A 16,295-nucleotide genomic window follows, 5' to 3' on the forward strand; every position below is an offset into this window, starting at 1 on the left:
GCGTACCTGTTGCTGTCAAGCTCTATCATATCAAAATTATACCTTTTCAGCTAACTTTTCTACTGTTATTTTTTTATTCCACAAAATTAAAAAAGGAAACTCGAATAAATTATTCGGGCTTCCCTTTTAATGAATGTTTCTTTATTTTTCATCTGCCGCAAAAACAATGCCAGCATCTTTACGTAAATCTGTCATCACTTGATTCACTTCTTGGCTTAGTGTCAACCATTCCTTATATTCCTTTTGTTTAGCAATATCATTAGGGGAGTTGATCACATCTGCAAAGTCTTTCGCTTCATCCATCATTGGATTCTCAGAAGCCTTTTGAGCAATGCTTTCTTTCAATTTAGTTTTGCCATTAATCACTTCAATCGTTGTGATCGATTCAATGCTGTCCATCGATAGTGTTTTATTCAAACCATAAATTTCAGCTGGCAAGTAAGAATTCACCATTTTACCGGCTAGTATAGTTACATCAAATCCTTTGTAGCGTAAGATGATGGTTCCCTTTCCATCGACTCCTGTAGCAATTTTCGTACAGAAATAATGGCTAGTTTCCGGCATACCGAACCATGAAATGGCAGCGTATAACGGATAAACACCTAAATCGGCTAAAGCTCCACCTGAATAATTTAACGAGAAAATATTTGGTTCTTCGCCATTTAAAACTGCGTCATATCTAGAAGAATATTTCATATAGGCAAAGGTCGCTCCTTGAAGACTTTCAATCGATTTCACTTCTTTTTTTACAATTTTAAAGTTTTCTTCATGAACATGACGTGCCGCTTCAAATAAAAACACCTTATTATCTTCAGCTACCTGAGCTGCAGCGACCCACTCACGCGGATTAGAAAAAATAGGTTTTTCTACAATAACATGCTTACCTGCGTTCATTAAGGTAACGGCTTGTTCATAGTGCATGCTATTAGGTGACGCAACATATACCACATCAATATCTGAGTTTGTAGCAAAGGCTTCTAAACTTGTTTCAAAAACAGTTGCACGATAAGGTTCTCCAAAAGCTTTAGCTTTTTCAAACGATCTTGAATACACGCCGACTAATTGATACTCTTGCGTTGCGATTGCTGCATCTACAAATTGATTCGTGATCCAATTTGTTCCGATAATTCCTAAATTTAACATCCTATCAACCTCACTTAATAAAACATTCACACGTCAAGTGCAAGCGCTTTTTCTTTTATCATACCATAGTATTCCCTTTAATTGAAATGAGAGTAAGCATTTAACCAGCTTTTGCCATTCTCTTTGGTCTGTTTGATATCGGATAAGCAATCTTGAATATTTTTCCAGTTCCGTTCATTTGGAGCATACTCTATGCCGATGATTGGGATGTCTTTAGCAATCTTTTTCTTTACTACTTCTACTTGAGCATCGGTCACGACAATTTGTATTTTTGTGTTCCCAACTTTTCCCTCTGCACTACTATAGCACACTAGCTCATTAGGAAAAAAGCTCTTTAAAATTTCAGCTAAAAATAATTCATGTGTTTCACCAAATTGAGAGATAAGCAAAACACTTATTTTAGTTTGTAATTCTATGATTTGATTTGTTAACCCTTTCCAATTGATAATCATTAAATATAAAAATTCACTAATATCTTCGTTTTCTCTTGGAAACCATTCATCATTAGCCCAGTTCTCTAGTTCAGCAATAGCCAACATTATAAATGAATGATAGATATTATCTATATGCTGCAAGGTAATTTTTGTTCGATTAACAAGAAAATAATCCTGCCCTTGAAATTCTCTTTTATACACAATATGATGAAAAATAATTTGTTGTAATTCAATTTTATTGGACAAAACAAATTTATTTTTTTCAGAAAAATGAGTTAAAAACAAGCCGACTTGCTGGTAGACTATGACTAGTTCTTTAGATAGATGGCTTGTTTGGATATTTGGCCTCAAAAATTGATTGATAAAACAAAATCCTATATAATAAATTTCTTGCTTAGGTATATGAAAGGGCAATTCATTTAGAAGTTCTTCTATACTGTCTAAAATGTTTTTCTCTATTTTCATGGGCGGCGTATACGTTTCCAACATATGGCCATTACTAATGCGTTCGAGGTTAATCAGTAAATAAAAAGAAAGTTTATTTCCCATGATATCTGATAGCGCTATGTTCATTTTTTTTGCGAATTTATGTACAATTTGTTTTACTTCATAAAAATTAGGGTGTCCCGTTACATCTATTTTGACACCGTATTTTTCCCAGAAAAAAATACTATAAAAGTAACGTATTTGTTTCTCGGGACCGACAATTGCTATAGGATTTTTTTGAATACTTAATTTATATTGGTCAAGAAATAAATTAATCTGTTTTATGCTGCGTATAATAGAAGATGTACTAGTAAATAATTTTCCAGCATAATCATCTATAGAGTAGTGAGTTTCATTATATAAACACTCTAAAAGTTGGAAATTTAAATTTTTAGCTAAAATTTCTTGATAAACACTTTCCATTTGAAAGGTCGTTGGTGCAATTAATTTTACACCACGGTGGTTGGACGTAACTAGTTTAATAGGAAGGTGAGCAGATGTATTGTAGTAGTGTATGTCTGCTTTAACACTACGAACAGAACAATTTAAGCAAAAAGCAATCTCTTCAACAGTCCACCATTCGTCACTAGCATTTAATAATTCAATTAATTCTAAGCGTCTTAATGAACTCGAATCCATCAATAATCTCATGGCACTAATCACTCCCACGTTTTTATTTCTATTCATTCGATTCAATCAATCAGATTTTTTTATTAAATAAAGAATCGTCTTCGCTACGAGACGATTCTTTTGAGGATACTCATAAAACGAGGTTTTTCCAAAGAAAATTACGTCTATCACAATTTGGCATGGGGGATTGTGAATAGATGGGGGTAAATGTAAATTGGATCAATGCAATTATTTAATTATAAAAACCAATCGTACAGATAAGTTTGCCAAACAAATCGTGGATATACGTGGTTATTTTTAAAGGAGAGAAATAAAGTTTAGGGTATTTAGACTAGACAATTATTGGGGTTTAAGGTAGGTATTTTTAATCCTCTAGAATTAGGGTATAGAATCCGATAGGGGTTCAGGCGGTTGGACAAGAAACGATGAAAGTCTAAACAATTGTTTATAATTACGTCGCATCACTCCTCTGAAAGTTAAGTAACACAAGTATAACAAACTCTAATCAAATTTTCATTTCAAAATATGCACTACAACAGGCAATTTATGATTAATTTTTTTTATTATTACCTAACTAAACAATTATCCTTAAAACTAAAAAACCAATGGATAGAATGTCTAAAAACATTCTATCCATTGGTCTTTATTAAAATTTATGCCTTAATTATCTGCGTCCTTGTTTCTTTTCACGACTTGTTCGAACTCTTAAGTTTCCTGCACGATAAGTCTCATTAGGATTTCGATCTCTATTTTGTTTGTCTAAATTGTTAATAGTATTCATATCCTCGTCTGATAACATAAAATCAAATACTTCGATATTCTCTTGCATCCGATCTTTATTACTAGATTTTGGAATCGGAATAACATCGCGTTGAATATCCCAACGTAAAGCAACTTGAGAAGCAGTCTTACCATATTTTTCACCAATGGTTGTCAAGTGACGTTCTTTACTGACATTCCCTCTTTTTAACGGACTATAAGCCATCGTCACAATATTTTCCGAATCACAAAAGTCATTTAAATCCTCGTTGGGATGTCCTGGATAAACTTCATACTGATTGACAGCTGGATTTACTTTTGCTTCTTTTAATAATTCAGATAAATCGCCTCTACTAAAATTGGAGACTCCAATTGATCGTGCTCTACCCGATTCATAGATGTCTTCGAGTGCTCTCCACGTATCTAAGTTTACTGCGTCATCTTTATCCGGCCAGTGAATCAGCAACAAATCAACATACGGTTGGTTTAACCGACTTAAACTTGCTTCAAAAGATTGGATAGCATTATCAAACCCAGCATCCGTTTTCCAGATCTTAGTAACAAGAAAGACTTCATCACGAGAGACACCTGAACTAACTGCGCGGTTGATTCCGCGTCCAACATCTTCTTCATTATCATATTGTGAAGCTGTATCAATTAATCGGTACCCTTTCATGATTGCTGCAAAAACGGCATCCTCAGCTTCTCTTCCTGTCATTCCGCTAGTTCCCAACCCAATTCCAGGAATTGTGTATCCGTTGTTTAACGCCATTCTGTCTAATAAGCTTACTACCATAGTTATCCGCCTCCTAAACTTTGTGTTACCTTTAGTTTAAACAACAGTAGGTAAAACTTCAAAAGAAAACACTTACAAATAAAAAAAAGACAACGCATGAGACACACAATAAGTTAACTATTGTTGTGTCACCACACTTGTCTTTTCAGTTAGGTATGATTTGTTTTCTTAATGTAAAATAATAACTACCATTTCTGGTCGATTGTTGACACGAAATGGGAAAGTAGAATTTCCAATTCCTCGGCTGACCATCATCCGATAAGCAGGCATATTGGGATCGTAATGAATCCCACTGGTGAATGCAGGTAGCTTCCCTTGATCTGGAGCAAACAAGCCACCTAAGAAAGGCAATCTAACTTGTCCTCCATGCGCATGGCCACTTAGCGTAAGCGCTGGAACACGCGTTAAATCCATTAAATATTCTTCAAACAATTCTGGATGGTGTGCCAATAAAATACGCGGCTTTGTACGCAGCGATTCTTCAATAGTCACCTCTCTCAAAATAGGTTTTGGCGTGTTCTCAAAATCTTCTTTCTCAGACAAACCCATAACGACGATTCCGTCGTCTCCAATTGGCAACCAATCCGCTTCATCAATCAATACTCTCACTCCAGCAGAAGTTAGAACCGTTTCCCACTTTTGCAAGTGACCTGACATTAAGTCATGATTTCCGGTCACAGCATAAGTTGGGGCGATCTCCACTAATGCCTTACAAAAAGATTCCAATTCTTTTTCTGGAAAATCACCACGTACATCTATCAGATCACCAGTCAATGCAATCATATCTGGGTTTTCTTTTGCGACTTTTTCAATTAACCGTTTTATAGAAACGCCTTGACGTGGAAAATGTAAATCGCTTAAATGAACAATTTTTGCTCCACTTAATTTTTTCCCTGTGAAAGGCAATTTAATTTCAACTTGCGTTCGTTGTAGCAGTGTATTTTGTAGATATAAATAAAGAACGATACTACCTATAATGGCTAAAAATAGACCAACTATTGTCCATCCTGACATGAATATTCCCCCTTGACCAAACCAAAACTAATTATTTTTACTTCCTACTCTAATGAATTGATTCGTCTAGTATACTAGTCTTGTCTTATTGTATCATAGATTCCTTGATAAAACGGTTACCACGAATGGTTATCCTCAAAAAAAATTCCGTTTCTTATGGATAACAGAATCGGAATTGATTTTTTTATTTAATTTGTGTAAACCATTTTAGTATTTGTTAATGTATCAGCTGTTACTGATTTAAACGAGTACTGTTCCTTGCCACTTTTAATCTCAAGCTCAATAGCTTGGATTTCCTTTTCAGCATTATAGGTCATTAATAAATCTATCAGTCCTTTTGATTGAGTTAATATAGTATCCACACCTAATCCTTCTTCAATCGTTAGTTGAATCGTGAGGACGCCGGTCACTAAGTCAAAATTATTCTGGCTGACATCCCATTGTTTAGAAAGAGCAGTGTCTGAAACAGTATTTGCATTGTGGTAAAAATTTGTGATTTTTACCCCTTCATCTGTTGTTTCAGCTTTATAATTTAGTTCTTTTTTCAAATCCGGTTCTTGCACAGAATCATAATAAGTTAAAATAGCCACTTCTTGACGTTTTTCTTGTTTCAAATTAACTGCTTCTTCTACTAGTTCTTTTTCAGTACTAGCTGAATCAGAAACAATTTCCAAAACTTCTTTCTTCACTACTTGTTCAGATGAAAAAGAAGTCTGATAGGTACTAACTGACTTAATGTAAACCGGATGAAGAAGACCTCTTAACAAAATTAAAATTAAACCACAAAGCAAAACTAAACTTAAATGAAGGTAAATTGCGTTCTTTTTATGTATATGAGTATACTCTGTGAGAGTGTAAAATATTTTGTGTAAATGAAAAAATCCATACAAAAAAGGAAGTCCCTTCTGTAGAATAAAGTTAACGACAACCAATTCACAGAAAAGAGGACTTCCCTATGAATGATTTTACTACAGAAATTGTGCAAACTCTAGTCACTAAAGGCGATTTAAATGAATTATTCCGTTCGCACTTAGAAAAAGCGATAAACACACTCCTACGGACTGAATTAACGGCTTTTTTAGATTACGAAAAATATGATCGCACTGGTTTTAATTCAGGTAATTCGAGAAACGGTTCTTACTTTCGATCAATCAAAACCGAATATGGTGAATTAACATTGGAAATACCTAGAGATCGTAATGGTGAGTTTAAACAACAAACTTTACCAGCCTACAAAAGAACAAACGATACATTGGAAACCACTATTATCCATTTATTCGAAAAAGGTGTTACGATGTCTGAAATTGCTGATTTAATCGAAAAAATGTATGGGCATCACTATACTCCACAAACCATGTCCAACATGACTAAAGTTCTGACTGAAGAAGTAAACGCCTTTAAATCCAGAGCCTTAAATGATAAGTATGTCGCTATTTTTATGGACGCTACTTATATTCCATTAAAACGCCAAACCGTATCCAAAGAAGCGATTTATATTGCCATTGGTATACGAGAAGACGGCACTAAAGAAGTACTGAGCTATGCGATTGCTCCGACTGAATCAACATACGTTTGGAATGAGCTGCTACAGGATATTAACTCCAGAGGAGTTCAAGAAGTCTTGCTTTTTATTACGGATGGCTTAAAAGGCATGAAAGATACCATCCAACAAATTTATCCTAAAGCAAAATATCAGCATTGTTGTATCCATGTATCTCGTAATATTGCTCATAAAGTACGTGTCAAAGACCGAAAAGAAATCTATGATGACTTTAAGGCTGTTTATCAAGCTAACTCAAAGGAAGAAGCGAATACATTCTTATCCTGTATGATTGAGAAATGGAAGAAAAACTATCCTAAAGTGACGCAGTCACTCATAGAAAACCAAGATTTATTGACTTTTTATGAGTTTCCACCCAGTATTCGTAGAACCATTTACTCAACCAATCTAATCGAGTCTTTCAATAAGCAAATTAAAAAGTACAGCCGCAGAAAAGAGCAGTTTCAAAATGAAGAATCACTAGAACGCTTTCTAGTCAGCATTTTTGATACATACAATCAAAAATTTCTAAACAGAAGCCATAAAGGTTTCCAACAAGTAACCGATACATTAGTTTCAATGTTTACTGAGTAACTAATTATTTTGCAGAAGGACGATTTATTTACACAAAATTATTGACGCTCCCAATTTGTTACAATTTAGTAATTAGGTACTTAACAAACAGTCGTTTATTAAGTTTCATTCATTAATCTCTTTTTTTGTTGTTGGATTAAGATATAGGTAGATAAGATAGACACCCATTAACGCGATAATTACTGCAAAAGCAATTGGCTTTTGTAAGAAGGTAATGACATATCCAAAATATGGGATTATCATTTTTTGAGTCCCTATGTAGGAGTCTTCTAGTACAAAACCTTGATCTTGGATGTTATTAGCATCTCCTTTTGTTACTAATCCTTCAGCTGTTCTGTCCACTACTCTGTGCGTAACAAGTTCTTGGTTGTATTGAAACGTAATAATATCATTTTTCTTCACATTATCATAAGGTTCCATTTCGTCGATGATAAAATCACCTACTGCTATTTTAGGTTCCATACTTCCGCTGACGACAGTATATCCTTTGTATCCAAACAATCCGCTGCTGTCAGGAGCAGAAAAGAAGCTGATTCCAGCAATGATTACAAAAATAAGAACAACAACTACTGCTATAGTTGCTCCAATAGTTTTTACTATTTTCATGATTTAATTCCTCACTATCTTTAAACTGATTTAAAGATAGCATATCGCTAGTATAAAATCTAGATTATATCATTTATAATTAAACAAAAATCATTTATTTATTTGTAAAATACTTTATCAACTAAGCATCCATTGTATTCATTTTGCAATTGATTTTTAGATAAATTAGGTCGTACGACATACAGAGATTGAGAAGTATGATAAGCATTTGTTAAACCAAGCTTAATGCTTTCAGATAAAGATTCTCCCTGTAGACGATTAAATACCAATCCCGCACAAAAAGCTTCATTCATTCCCCATGTATAATGGTCATTTTGTTCGCTTGAGTAATTAAAAATATGGATACCCTCTTTTTGAGATCCATACGCAATTTTGGTGCTTCCTTTAGAAATGAAAACGTGATCAGGTCCTTTTCCATTATTCAACCATTTTTTCACAGCATGTATTAACTCTTCATCAGTTTTAATACTCATGTTAAAGTGAGCTTCCGATTCACTGGTTTTCGTAATCAGCATTTTTATTCCATTTAAATAGTTTGGAAGATTCGATAACTTTTGAACAGATACAGTTAATAGCACAATAGGGACATCATATTTAACAGCAAAACTAGTCAAAAATTCAGTTGTTTCCTTAGGGCAGTTTAAGTCGATAATGATGTACTTTGAGCGTTTTAAGACAGATAAGTGTTTATTGATCCAATCAGGAGTCATTTTCTCAAAAATATCCACTTCAGCTAAACCTAGAACCATTTCCCCGTTCTCATCGATTACTTCCATAAATGTTCCAGTAGGACATCCTTCTATTGTATCGACAGCTTTAATATTCATAAAATGTTCCGAATGACTTTCAATCATCTTCCATTCTGAATCATTCCCAGCAACCGAAAACAACATTACTTTTTCTTCTAGACGACCTAAATTTTCAGCAACATTACGTGCTACTCCCCCAACATTAGTCCTTGATAGTACATTATTTGATGTTCCTTGAATTAAGGTATCCTTGACTAGGTATCGGCGATCAATATTTGCTCCACCAATGCAAATAATAGGTTCTTCATCATTTAACACGTATGCCTTTCCCAACAAATAATCTTTTCTTACAAGTCCTGAAATGAGATTTGCTGTAGCGGAACGGGACAAACCAATCATATTTGCCAATTCTAGTTGTGCTATAAATGGATTCTCGCGTATCGTTTCTAAAATCAATTTTTCCTTTTCATTAAGGCTCATTGTATGTTTTCCTTCCTGAGTTGCATTTTTTGGCTGCTGATCAATTATTAGTTACATTAACTCATTAATGATCTGAAATTGATAATTTATTTTTTTGTAAGTATAGAACTGTTTCTTGATCAGATTTTGTGTTTAATGCATAATTTTCTTTGTACTGCTCGTGCCCTTTCCCTAATAATAAAACCCAGTCGCCTGATTGGGCATTTTCAATAGCTGTTTGAATAGCAATTGTTCGGTCCATAATGATACTTGTTGAATCTTCTACTTGGCATTCTTTTTGAATCATTACATAATCTTCGTATAATTTATCAATCGATGAACCAAAAAGTTCTGTTACGGTTAGAATAGACGAGTTGCTCAAGCGAGTCACATTTTCAAGCATTGCTTTTCGCTTAGACGTATCACGGTTACCTGCAAATCCAAATACTGTGATAACATGATTTGCTCCATTAGTGATTGCTGTATTGATTGCTATTTCTAGAGCATCCGGTGTATGCGCATAATCGACAACTACTGTGACTCTATTTTCTAAATAAAAGAGTTCAAATCGTCCTGAAATACCTGTGAAGTCTGACATATACGGTTCAATCTTTTCATACGGAACGCCTAACTCGTGGGCTGCACAGCTGGACATAGTCAAATTATACAAGTTATGCATTCCTGGTAATGGTGTACGTAGATTATACCTTTTAGTTTTATGCATTACTAATACACTGTTTAGTTTTTTACTTAAAATTTGACTATCGTTAGATGACTGTTCGCCCACTGTTAGAATCTTTTTACCTTCTGCAGTCAAACGTTCGATTAGTTTTATCCCCCAACTATCATCACTATTAATGATTGCTGTTCCATTTGGTTTAAGCTTTTGAAACAATAACGCCTTGCATTCAAAATATTCTTCCATAGTATTATGATAATCCAGATGATCATGCTGTAAATTATTAAATAGAGCATAATCAAATTGAATTCCTTCTAAACGATCTTGTTCCAGTCCTTGAGAAGAGACTTCCATAACAACAACTTGATCTGTTGATGCCACTAATAATTGATTGATTGTTTTCGCATTAGGGGTTGTATTAATCGTTTGAATTTTTTTACCGTTGATTTCATTATAGATGGTGCCAATCGAGGAAACACTATAACCTTGTTTTTCTAATAGATGTTTAATAAAAAAACTAATAGTGGTTTTGCCATTTGTTCCAGTAATTCCTATCATAATTTTATCTTTTGAGGGGTCTCTATAAAATAATTTCGCGACTTGCCCTAGAGCCTTTCGGGCGTTTTTTACTTTTAGATAAGGAACTTCTAAATCCATAAGTTCATTTTCTCCGATAATTAAAATAGCTCCATTAGTAATTGCTTGCTGAATATAGATATGTCCATCTTTTTTATATCCTTTTACTGCAATAAAAACATAGCCCGGTTTGATTTCATTTGAATTATCAGTAATTCCCTTCACTTTTAGTGACTGATCCAAGGTGTCGCTGTATTCTAAATGACCCATTGTTAGTATATCTGTAATTTTCATTGTGATCAGCTTCCCCTCTTTTCCTTTGATAGGAAACAAAGCAAATTTATACGATTACGTATGTTTAATCATTTTCATCACAAAATAGTTTTTTGGTTAAATTATCCAGTAGATATTCATTATCTTAACCTAGATAGCGCTTTATTTCAATTTACTTACCTTTGTTTAATTAAAAAATAACAAATTACTCAGGTTTCCATTCTGAGTTGATCGAATTAAGGCTCGTTACATCAACTCAAATGGGAATCGAGTCTGAGTTGATCGAACTGAGGCTCGTTACTTCAACTCAAATGAGAATTGGTGCTGAGTTGATTGAACTAACGCTCGTTGTGTCAACTCAGATGACAATCGAGTCTGAGTTAGTCGAACTAATGCTCGTTACGTCAACTCAAATGGGAATCGGTGCTGAGTTAATCGAACTAAGGATTGTTACATCAACTGAGATGGCAATCGAGTTTGAGTTAATCGAACTGAGGCTCGTTACGTCAACTCAGATGGGAAGCGGTGCTGAGTTAATCGAACTAACGCTCGTTACGTCAACTCAAATGGGAAGCGAGTCTGAGTTGATCGAACTGAGGCTCGTTACTTCAACTCGAATGGCAATTGGTGCTGAGTTAATTGAACTAACGCTCGTTACGTCAACTCAGATGGGAAGCGGTGCTGAGTTAATCGAACTGAGGCTCGTTACTTCAACTCGAATGGCAATTGGTTCTGAGTTAATTGAACTAACGCTCGTTACGTCAACTCAGATGCCAATCGGTGCTGAGTTGATCGCAAATTTTTATTTAGCCTTTGTCAATTTAATATCAATAAAAAAACACAAAGAAGATAAAGCATCTTTTTTGTGTTTTTTTATTTTTATATGGAGCTAAACGGGAAGTTCCGCATCCTTTAGTTGAGCTGCGAGTCCCAGTCATTTTGCAAAAAAGATAAATCTCGCCGAAGATGAAACATCTTCTCTGAGATTTCCTGTTTTTACTGCATGTCTTTCAGGGACTCTCCGCATCCTTTAGTTGAGCTGCACTTCCCAGACACTTGGCTATTTTCTTGAATTGACGCAATGCGCGGGATGCTCTTGCTTTCAATTCCGGAAAATCGCTGCGTGTCTAAACGGGAAGTTCCGCATCCTTTTAGTTGAGCTGCACTTCCCAGACACTTGGCTATTTTCTTGAATTGACGCAATGCGCGGGATGCTCTTGCTTTCAATTCCGGAAAATCGCTGCGTGTCTAAACGGAAAGTTCCGCATCCTGGTTTCTAGTTGAGTTTCGCACACCAGACTTTCGGAAAAAACGTAAACTCTACGAGGATGGAACATCCTCTGCGGGTTTCCTAGAACGTCGCTTCGCTTCTCTCTTGAAGTCGCTGTAAAGATGAAACATCTCAACAGCGACTAAATGTTTTTCTGTCAAGTCTAAACGGTGTGCTACACATCCTTCTAGTTGAGCTGCGAGTCCCAGTCATTTTGCAAAAAAGATAAATCTCGCCGAAGATGAAACATCTTCTCTGAGATTTCCTGTTTTTACTGCATGCCTTTCAGGGACTCTCCGCATCCTGGTTTAGAACAATCCTCTTGTGTTGGTTACGTCCATTGTGAAGAGGACGCCGTTTCCGGGTTGTTCGATTTTTAGTGCATTGCTGATGGATGCGACCACGGCATCTGTGGTGTGTTGTTCTGTAAGGATCATCACGACTTCTTTTTCTGGTTCAATATCCATTGAGAAAAGTCGGCTTGTTTCGTGGCTACCTGAACCACGAGCATTAATGACTGTTCCTCCTTGAGATCCAGCTGCAACAGCAGCATCAATCACTTCTTCTGCTTGTCCACGATCTACAATCGTAAAAATAGCTTGATGCATAATATCCTCAACCTTTCTGCCGTGAGCATCTGTATTGTAGATGCAATTTCGGTTTCCTAATAAATTCGCGATAGGAATCGTAAACGCAATTCCTCGATTTCTTTTTTTCAATTGTAATTTCTCTGTTAAGGCATCTAATGCTGTTTCAGCAGTTTCTTTGCGTGCAGCCATGATTAAAACTTCTTTTTTGACGTCTTCTAGTCCAAAAAATTTCAATGCTGAATTAGACGCTGTACCTAAACCTCGAAAAACCGTTCCTCCTGATACGCCATTCTTTTTAGCAATTTGCAGAGCCTTACTACCTGTCCCGCTATTCACTACTAAAAATAACAAATCATAATCCATACCTTCAATAATCGTGTTACTCATTCGATTGGAGTCCTCCCTTACGAGATTTAATTTTAAACATTATACCAAGTATTTCTAACGTGATGATTGGCATCATAGCCACCATTGCAATCATACCAAATCCATCTAATAAGACATTTGCTCCTTCAATCGATTCAGCTGCTCCTTGTACAAATGCTAAAATGAAGGTTGCTGTCATAGGTCCTGAAGCTACTCCACCAGCATCAAATGCCATCCCGACAAACATTTTGGGCGTAACATACATTAATCCAATGGCCAAAATATAACCTGGTAAAATGAAATGCCATAATTGTAAACCTGGAATTAAGATACGAATCATTGATAAAAGAACCGCTAATCCAACACCAATGGATAGTGCCGTTAAAACTACTTTTCTTCTAACATAACCATTTGTGACATCTTCAATTTGATGTGTTAAAACATAAACAGCCGGTTCAGCCAATATGGTTACAATTCCTAATACAAAGGCGACAATTAACACATAAATGCTGTTGTCTAATGCAGCTACAGTATATCCTACCACACTTCCAACTTCCATGAAACCAGCATTTACTCCAACTAAGAAAATAACTAAACCAACAAAAACATAGAAGGCTCCTTTTAGAATTTTCGTTAATTTTTTCTTTGATAATTTCAAGAAAAAGACTTGGTAAATCAAGAAAATACTGACAATAGGTACTAAAGCAATTAAGATTTCTTTTGTAATAGTAGGAAAATGATGAATAAATGGTTCAATCACCGATTTAGATCCTGTTAGATCTACTGCTAAACTTCCTGAAATCTCATCTTGTCCACCAATAATATTCATCAACATCACAGCTATAATGGCTCCTGAAGAAGAGATAGCTACTAAACCAAAACTATCTTTTTCAGATGCTTTCCCATCTTTTTTCAAAGTTGATACTCCTAATGCTAACGACAACATGAATGGTACTGTTAAAGCACCTGTAGTAGCTCCCGAAGCATCAAACGCCATTGCTAGGAATTCATTTGATGTAAATAGTGCTAGTAAGAAAATAACGAAATAGATCCCAGTCAATAATTTATATAAGGGAATATTAAACACGATTCGTAATAAACCAATGGTCATCATGACTGCGATCCCAATAGAAACATAAATCAATATGCTCATATTGTCGATAACGCCTCCGGTAACATCCGCAATCTGATTAGCTAAAATATGCAAATCAGGTTCAGCGATTGAAATAAAGAATCCCAACACAAGACCGGCGATAACGACGACCCAAACTTTATTGCTCTTGGCGACTCCTTTTCCTAAATTGGTTCCAATGGGGGTAATTCCTATATCCGTTCCTAATAAGAAAATGGCTAACCCAATGACCACAAACAAAGCACCTAATAAAAAGCGCAACAATAAACTAGTCTCAAGCGGTGCTATGGTAAAATTCAGTATTAAAACGATCACAACGATCGGCAATACTGACAGTAAGACTTCTTTAAATTTTTCTGTAAGTATATTCAAATAAATGACACATCCTTTCTAACTTTGATCATGATGCCTTTACCTGATGAGAGTTGCTGAAGAAAACAAAAAGATGAATAATTGAAATTAAACCCTTCTTTTTTGACCGCTCAAAGCCCTATTTTTCTAAGCTGAACTTAATTTTTTGCTTTCATCAACCATCCATGCAAGTACCTGCTTCATTACCTATCTTTAATTGTACCATAAGATTTCCTAGAATTAAAATCTGATTGCCTGTTTTTACGGTTGTATGACAAATAGAGTTGGTGCATCAACCTAAAATTTCTTCTGGAATGAACGGGTTTGCTTATATAGAGCCAAGCTTATAATCTTCAGGCTTACAAGCAACCCTATTCCTCCAAAAATTTTGTATAATCAATTTTAGAAATCTACCAACACTAAAAATTATAGAACCATTTTTACTTATATCTACTGTTGGATAAGTGATTTGTTTAAACAGAAAAAAGACGAACCTCTACTAGTAGAAGTTCGTCTTTTTCATATGCTTATTTTATAAAGTTGGTCCTTGATCGTTTGTTGATTTATTTTCTTTTTCCATCTTTTTATCTAATTTTGCTAATTGACTTTTAGCAAAGTCGCGTCCGCCAACACCAAATGCAATTGCAAAGGCAACTGACAAAGCTCCTAAGATTAAGATGAAGGCTAAGTTAACAATACTTGTAGCAAATTGTAATTGATTTAAAGCCATAAATACTGATAAAACAATTAAGATGTATTTCAAAATTTCACCAGCAAATTTATTGCCAGTAGATTTTGAAATGAACCCGCCTAATGCAGTTCCGCCTACAACACCAATTCCTAAAATAATCAATGCGCTAAGAACAAGTGGCAAGTACGCGATCACTGCTGCACCAATAGAATTTAGAACTTCTAAGTTTAAAACATTTAACGCTTCAACTACGAAGAATACACTGATAACAACTGTAACTGTTTGTCCAATAATTTTAGCTAAATCAAAATTCATATTTCCTGAATTTTTTACATATTTAGTTAAATCATTGATACCAGAACTTGAAAGTAAATCTGTTAACAAATTACCGACAAATTTAGCAATAGCAACCCCAACAGCTAATAGAATTACAGCTACAATAATATTAGGAATAGCAGCTAGAACTTGATTCAATACACCAACAATTGGGCGTGAAATAGAATCAATATTCAACGTTTCTAAAGCAATGGTTACGATTGGAATTAAAACAACAATATATGCAAGGTTTCCTAAAACTTTAGCCATTGTACTCTTTTGGCTAGCAGAAGGTGTTGTATTAGCATCTGAACCAGGGCTAGTGAATTTTGAAACCCATTTATCAACATTTAGAGTTAATGCTAAGTTGTAAACAAGATTTTTAACAAAGCGAGCAACGAATACTCCAACTGCTACAATTACTGCTGCAGCAAATAAGTTAGGCAAGAAGTTTAATGCACTATCAAACATATTTGAAATTGGTTGTGCAACTGCATCTAATCCTAACATACTTAAAATACCTGGTAAGAACAATAGCCAAATTAAGAAATAAAGTACTTGTGCTAAGGAATCAATGGTAGTGTCCGCTTGTTCTTGAGAGTTTGTTACACCCCATTTTGTTAATAGTCGACCAAATCCGGCTGCTTTCAACCCTTTTTGGACAGCTTTTTTAACTAGTGTAGCTACAATCCAAGCCAGTAATAATAATAAAATTGCTCCTAATAATGTTGGCAGAAAATCAAAAAATGAATTTAATCCTGAGTTAACTGAATCTGTTACATTGTCCATACTTTACATCTCCTTTTTTTTTAATTAATATCTTTACATTTATTAGTATAGCG

Annotated in this window: 13 protein-coding genes; 2 read left to right on the top strand and 11 right to left on the bottom strand. The window is 35.0% G+C overall.

Translation table 11 applies throughout. From position 1 onward, the window contains the following. Positions 1-141: 141 nt before the first annotated feature. The 5 genes from BLT48_RS04730 to BLT48_RS04750 form a co-directional block, all read right to left on the bottom strand. Positions 142-1,143 (bottom strand): Gfo/Idh/MocA family protein, encoded by a 1,002-nt coding sequence (locus tag BLT48_RS04730; RefSeq protein WP_089975720.1) that lies wholly within the window; start codon positions 1,141-1,143, stop codon positions 142-144. 77 nt (positions 1,144-1,220) lie between these two features. Continuing rightward, positions 1,221-2,750: an AcpB/EbpR/MafR family transcriptional regulator gene (locus BLT48_RS04735; protein WP_244885802.1), complete on the bottom strand. Its 1,530-nt coding sequence runs from the start codon at positions 2,748-2,750 to the stop codon at positions 1,221-1,223. Positions 2,751-3,357: 607 nt separating this feature from the next. Next, positions 3,358-4,248 (bottom strand): aldo/keto reductase, encoded by an 891-nt coding sequence (locus BLT48_RS04740; protein ID WP_089975726.1) that lies wholly within the window; start codon positions 4,246-4,248, stop codon positions 3,358-3,360. A gap of 168 nt (positions 4,249-4,416) precedes the next feature. Continuing rightward, complete coding sequence (locus BLT48_RS04745; RefSeq protein ID WP_089975729.1) at positions 4,417-5,262, bottom strand: metallophosphoesterase; 846 nt, start codon at positions 5,260-5,262, stop codon at positions 4,417-4,419. A gap of 188 nt (positions 5,263-5,450) precedes the next feature. Next, positions 5,451-5,951, bottom strand: coding sequence for a hypothetical protein (locus BLT48_RS04750; RefSeq protein WP_089978658.1), 501 nt, complete (start codon positions 5,949-5,951; stop codon positions 5,451-5,453). Between the two features lie 266 nt (positions 5,952-6,217). On the opposite strand from BLT48_RS04750, the gene BLT48_RS04755 reads away from it, so the two are divergent. Continuing rightward, on the top strand, positions 6,218-7,396 hold the full coding sequence (locus BLT48_RS04755) for an IS256-like element ISEf1 family transposase (protein ID WP_089975732.1): 1,179 nt from the start codon (positions 6,218-6,220) through the stop codon (positions 7,394-7,396). Positions 7,397-7,501: 105 nt separating this feature from the next. Here the strand turns inward: BLT48_RS04755 and BLT48_RS04760 are convergent, their stop codons facing one another. From BLT48_RS04760 to BLT48_RS04770, 3 genes are all read right to left on the bottom strand, one after another. Beyond that, positions 7,502-8,002, bottom strand: a complete 501-nt coding sequence (locus BLT48_RS04760; protein WP_089975735.1) for a signal peptidase I — start codon at positions 8,000-8,002, stop codon at positions 7,502-7,504. Positions 8,003-8,100: 98 nt separating this feature from the next. After that, complete coding sequence (locus BLT48_RS04765) at positions 8,101-9,231, bottom strand: carbohydrate kinase (protein WP_089975739.1); 1,131 nt, start codon at positions 9,229-9,231, stop codon at positions 8,101-8,103. A 64-nt stretch (positions 9,232-9,295) separates the two neighbouring features. Beyond that, the gene (locus BLT48_RS04770; protein ID WP_226776614.1) at positions 9,296-10,759 is read right to left on the bottom strand and encodes a UDP-N-acetylmuramoyl-L-alanyl-D-glutamate--2,6-diaminopimelate ligase; all 1,464 of its coding nucleotides are present in this window, start codon (positions 10,757-10,759) and stop codon (positions 9,296-9,298) included. A gap of 239 nt (positions 10,760-10,998) precedes the next feature. Between BLT48_RS04770 and BLT48_RS04775 the strand changes: the two genes are divergently transcribed. Then, a complete protein-coding gene (locus tag BLT48_RS04775; protein ID WP_176944073.1) occupies positions 10,999-11,631 on the top strand; it encodes a hypothetical protein in 633 nt (210 codons plus the stop codon). Positions 11,632-12,316: 685 nt separating this feature from the next. Here BLT48_RS04775 and BLT48_RS04780 read toward each other — a convergent pair. The 3 genes from BLT48_RS04780 to BLT48_RS04790 form a co-directional block, all read right to left on the bottom strand. Then, on the bottom strand, positions 12,317-12,985 hold the full coding sequence (locus tag BLT48_RS04780; RefSeq protein ID WP_035023629.1) for a P-II family nitrogen regulator: 669 nt from the start codon (positions 12,983-12,985) through the stop codon (positions 12,317-12,319). After that, positions 12,978-14,468 carry a DUF1538 domain-containing protein gene (locus tag BLT48_RS04785; protein ID WP_089975748.1) on the bottom strand — a complete coding sequence of 497 codons (1,491 nt, stop codon included), beginning with the start codon at positions 14,466-14,468 and terminating at the stop codon, positions 12,978-12,980. The genes BLT48_RS04780 and BLT48_RS04785 overlap by 8 nt, the downstream gene beginning before the upstream one ends. Positions 14,469-14,979: 511 nt before the next feature. Next, positions 14,980-16,242, bottom strand: coding sequence for a mechanosensitive ion channel (locus BLT48_RS04790; protein WP_089975751.1), 1,263 nt, complete (start codon positions 16,240-16,242; stop codon positions 14,980-14,982). Positions 16,243-16,295 lie beyond the last annotated feature (53 nt).

Origin of the sequence: Carnobacterium viridans, from assembly GCF_900102725.1 — a bacterium.
In the GTDB taxonomy this organism is placed as follows: domain Bacteria; phylum Bacillota; class Bacilli; order Lactobacillales; family Carnobacteriaceae; genus Carnobacterium_B; species Carnobacterium_B viridans.

Excerpts from the sequence above, each read along its gene's own strand:
- BLT48_RS04730 (WP_089975720.1), bottom strand. The coding sequence starts at position 1,143 with ATGTTAAATTTAGGAATTATCGGAACAAATTGGATCACGAATCAATTT.
- BLT48_RS04735 (WP_244885802.1), bottom strand. The coding sequence starts at position 2,750 with ATGAATAGAAATAAAAACGTGGGAGTGATTAGTGCCATGAGATTATTG.
- BLT48_RS04740 (WP_089975726.1), bottom strand. The coding sequence starts at position 4,248 with ATGGTAGTAAGCTTATTAGACAGAATGGCGTTAAACAACGGATACACA.
- BLT48_RS04745 (WP_089975729.1), bottom strand. The coding sequence starts at position 5,262 with ATGTCAGGATGGACAATAGTTGGTCTATTTTTAGCCATTATAGGTAGT.
- BLT48_RS04755 (WP_089975732.1), top strand. The coding sequence starts at position 6,218 with ATGAATGATTTTACTACAGAAATTGTGCAAACTCTAGTCACTAAAGGC.
- BLT48_RS04760 (WP_089975735.1), bottom strand. The coding sequence starts at position 8,002 with ATGAAAATAGTAAAAACTATTGGAGCAACTATAGCAGTAGTTGTTGTT.
- BLT48_RS04765 (WP_089975739.1), bottom strand. The coding sequence starts at position 9,231 with ATGAGCCTTAATGAAAAGGAAAAATTGATTTTAGAAACGATACGCGAG.
- BLT48_RS04770 (WP_226776614.1), bottom strand. The coding sequence starts at position 10,759 with ATGAAAATTACAGATATACTAACAATGGGTCATTTAGAATACAGCGAC.
- BLT48_RS04775 (WP_176944073.1), top strand. The coding sequence starts at position 10,999 with ATGGGAATCGAGTCTGAGTTGATCGAACTGAGGCTCGTTACTTCAACT.
- BLT48_RS04780 (WP_035023629.1), bottom strand. The coding sequence starts at position 12,985 with ATGAGTAACACGATTATTGAAGGTATGGATTATGATTTGTTATTTTTA.
- BLT48_RS04790 (WP_089975751.1), bottom strand. The coding sequence starts at position 16,242 with ATGGACAATGTAACAGATTCAGTTAACTCAGGATTAAATTCATTTTTT.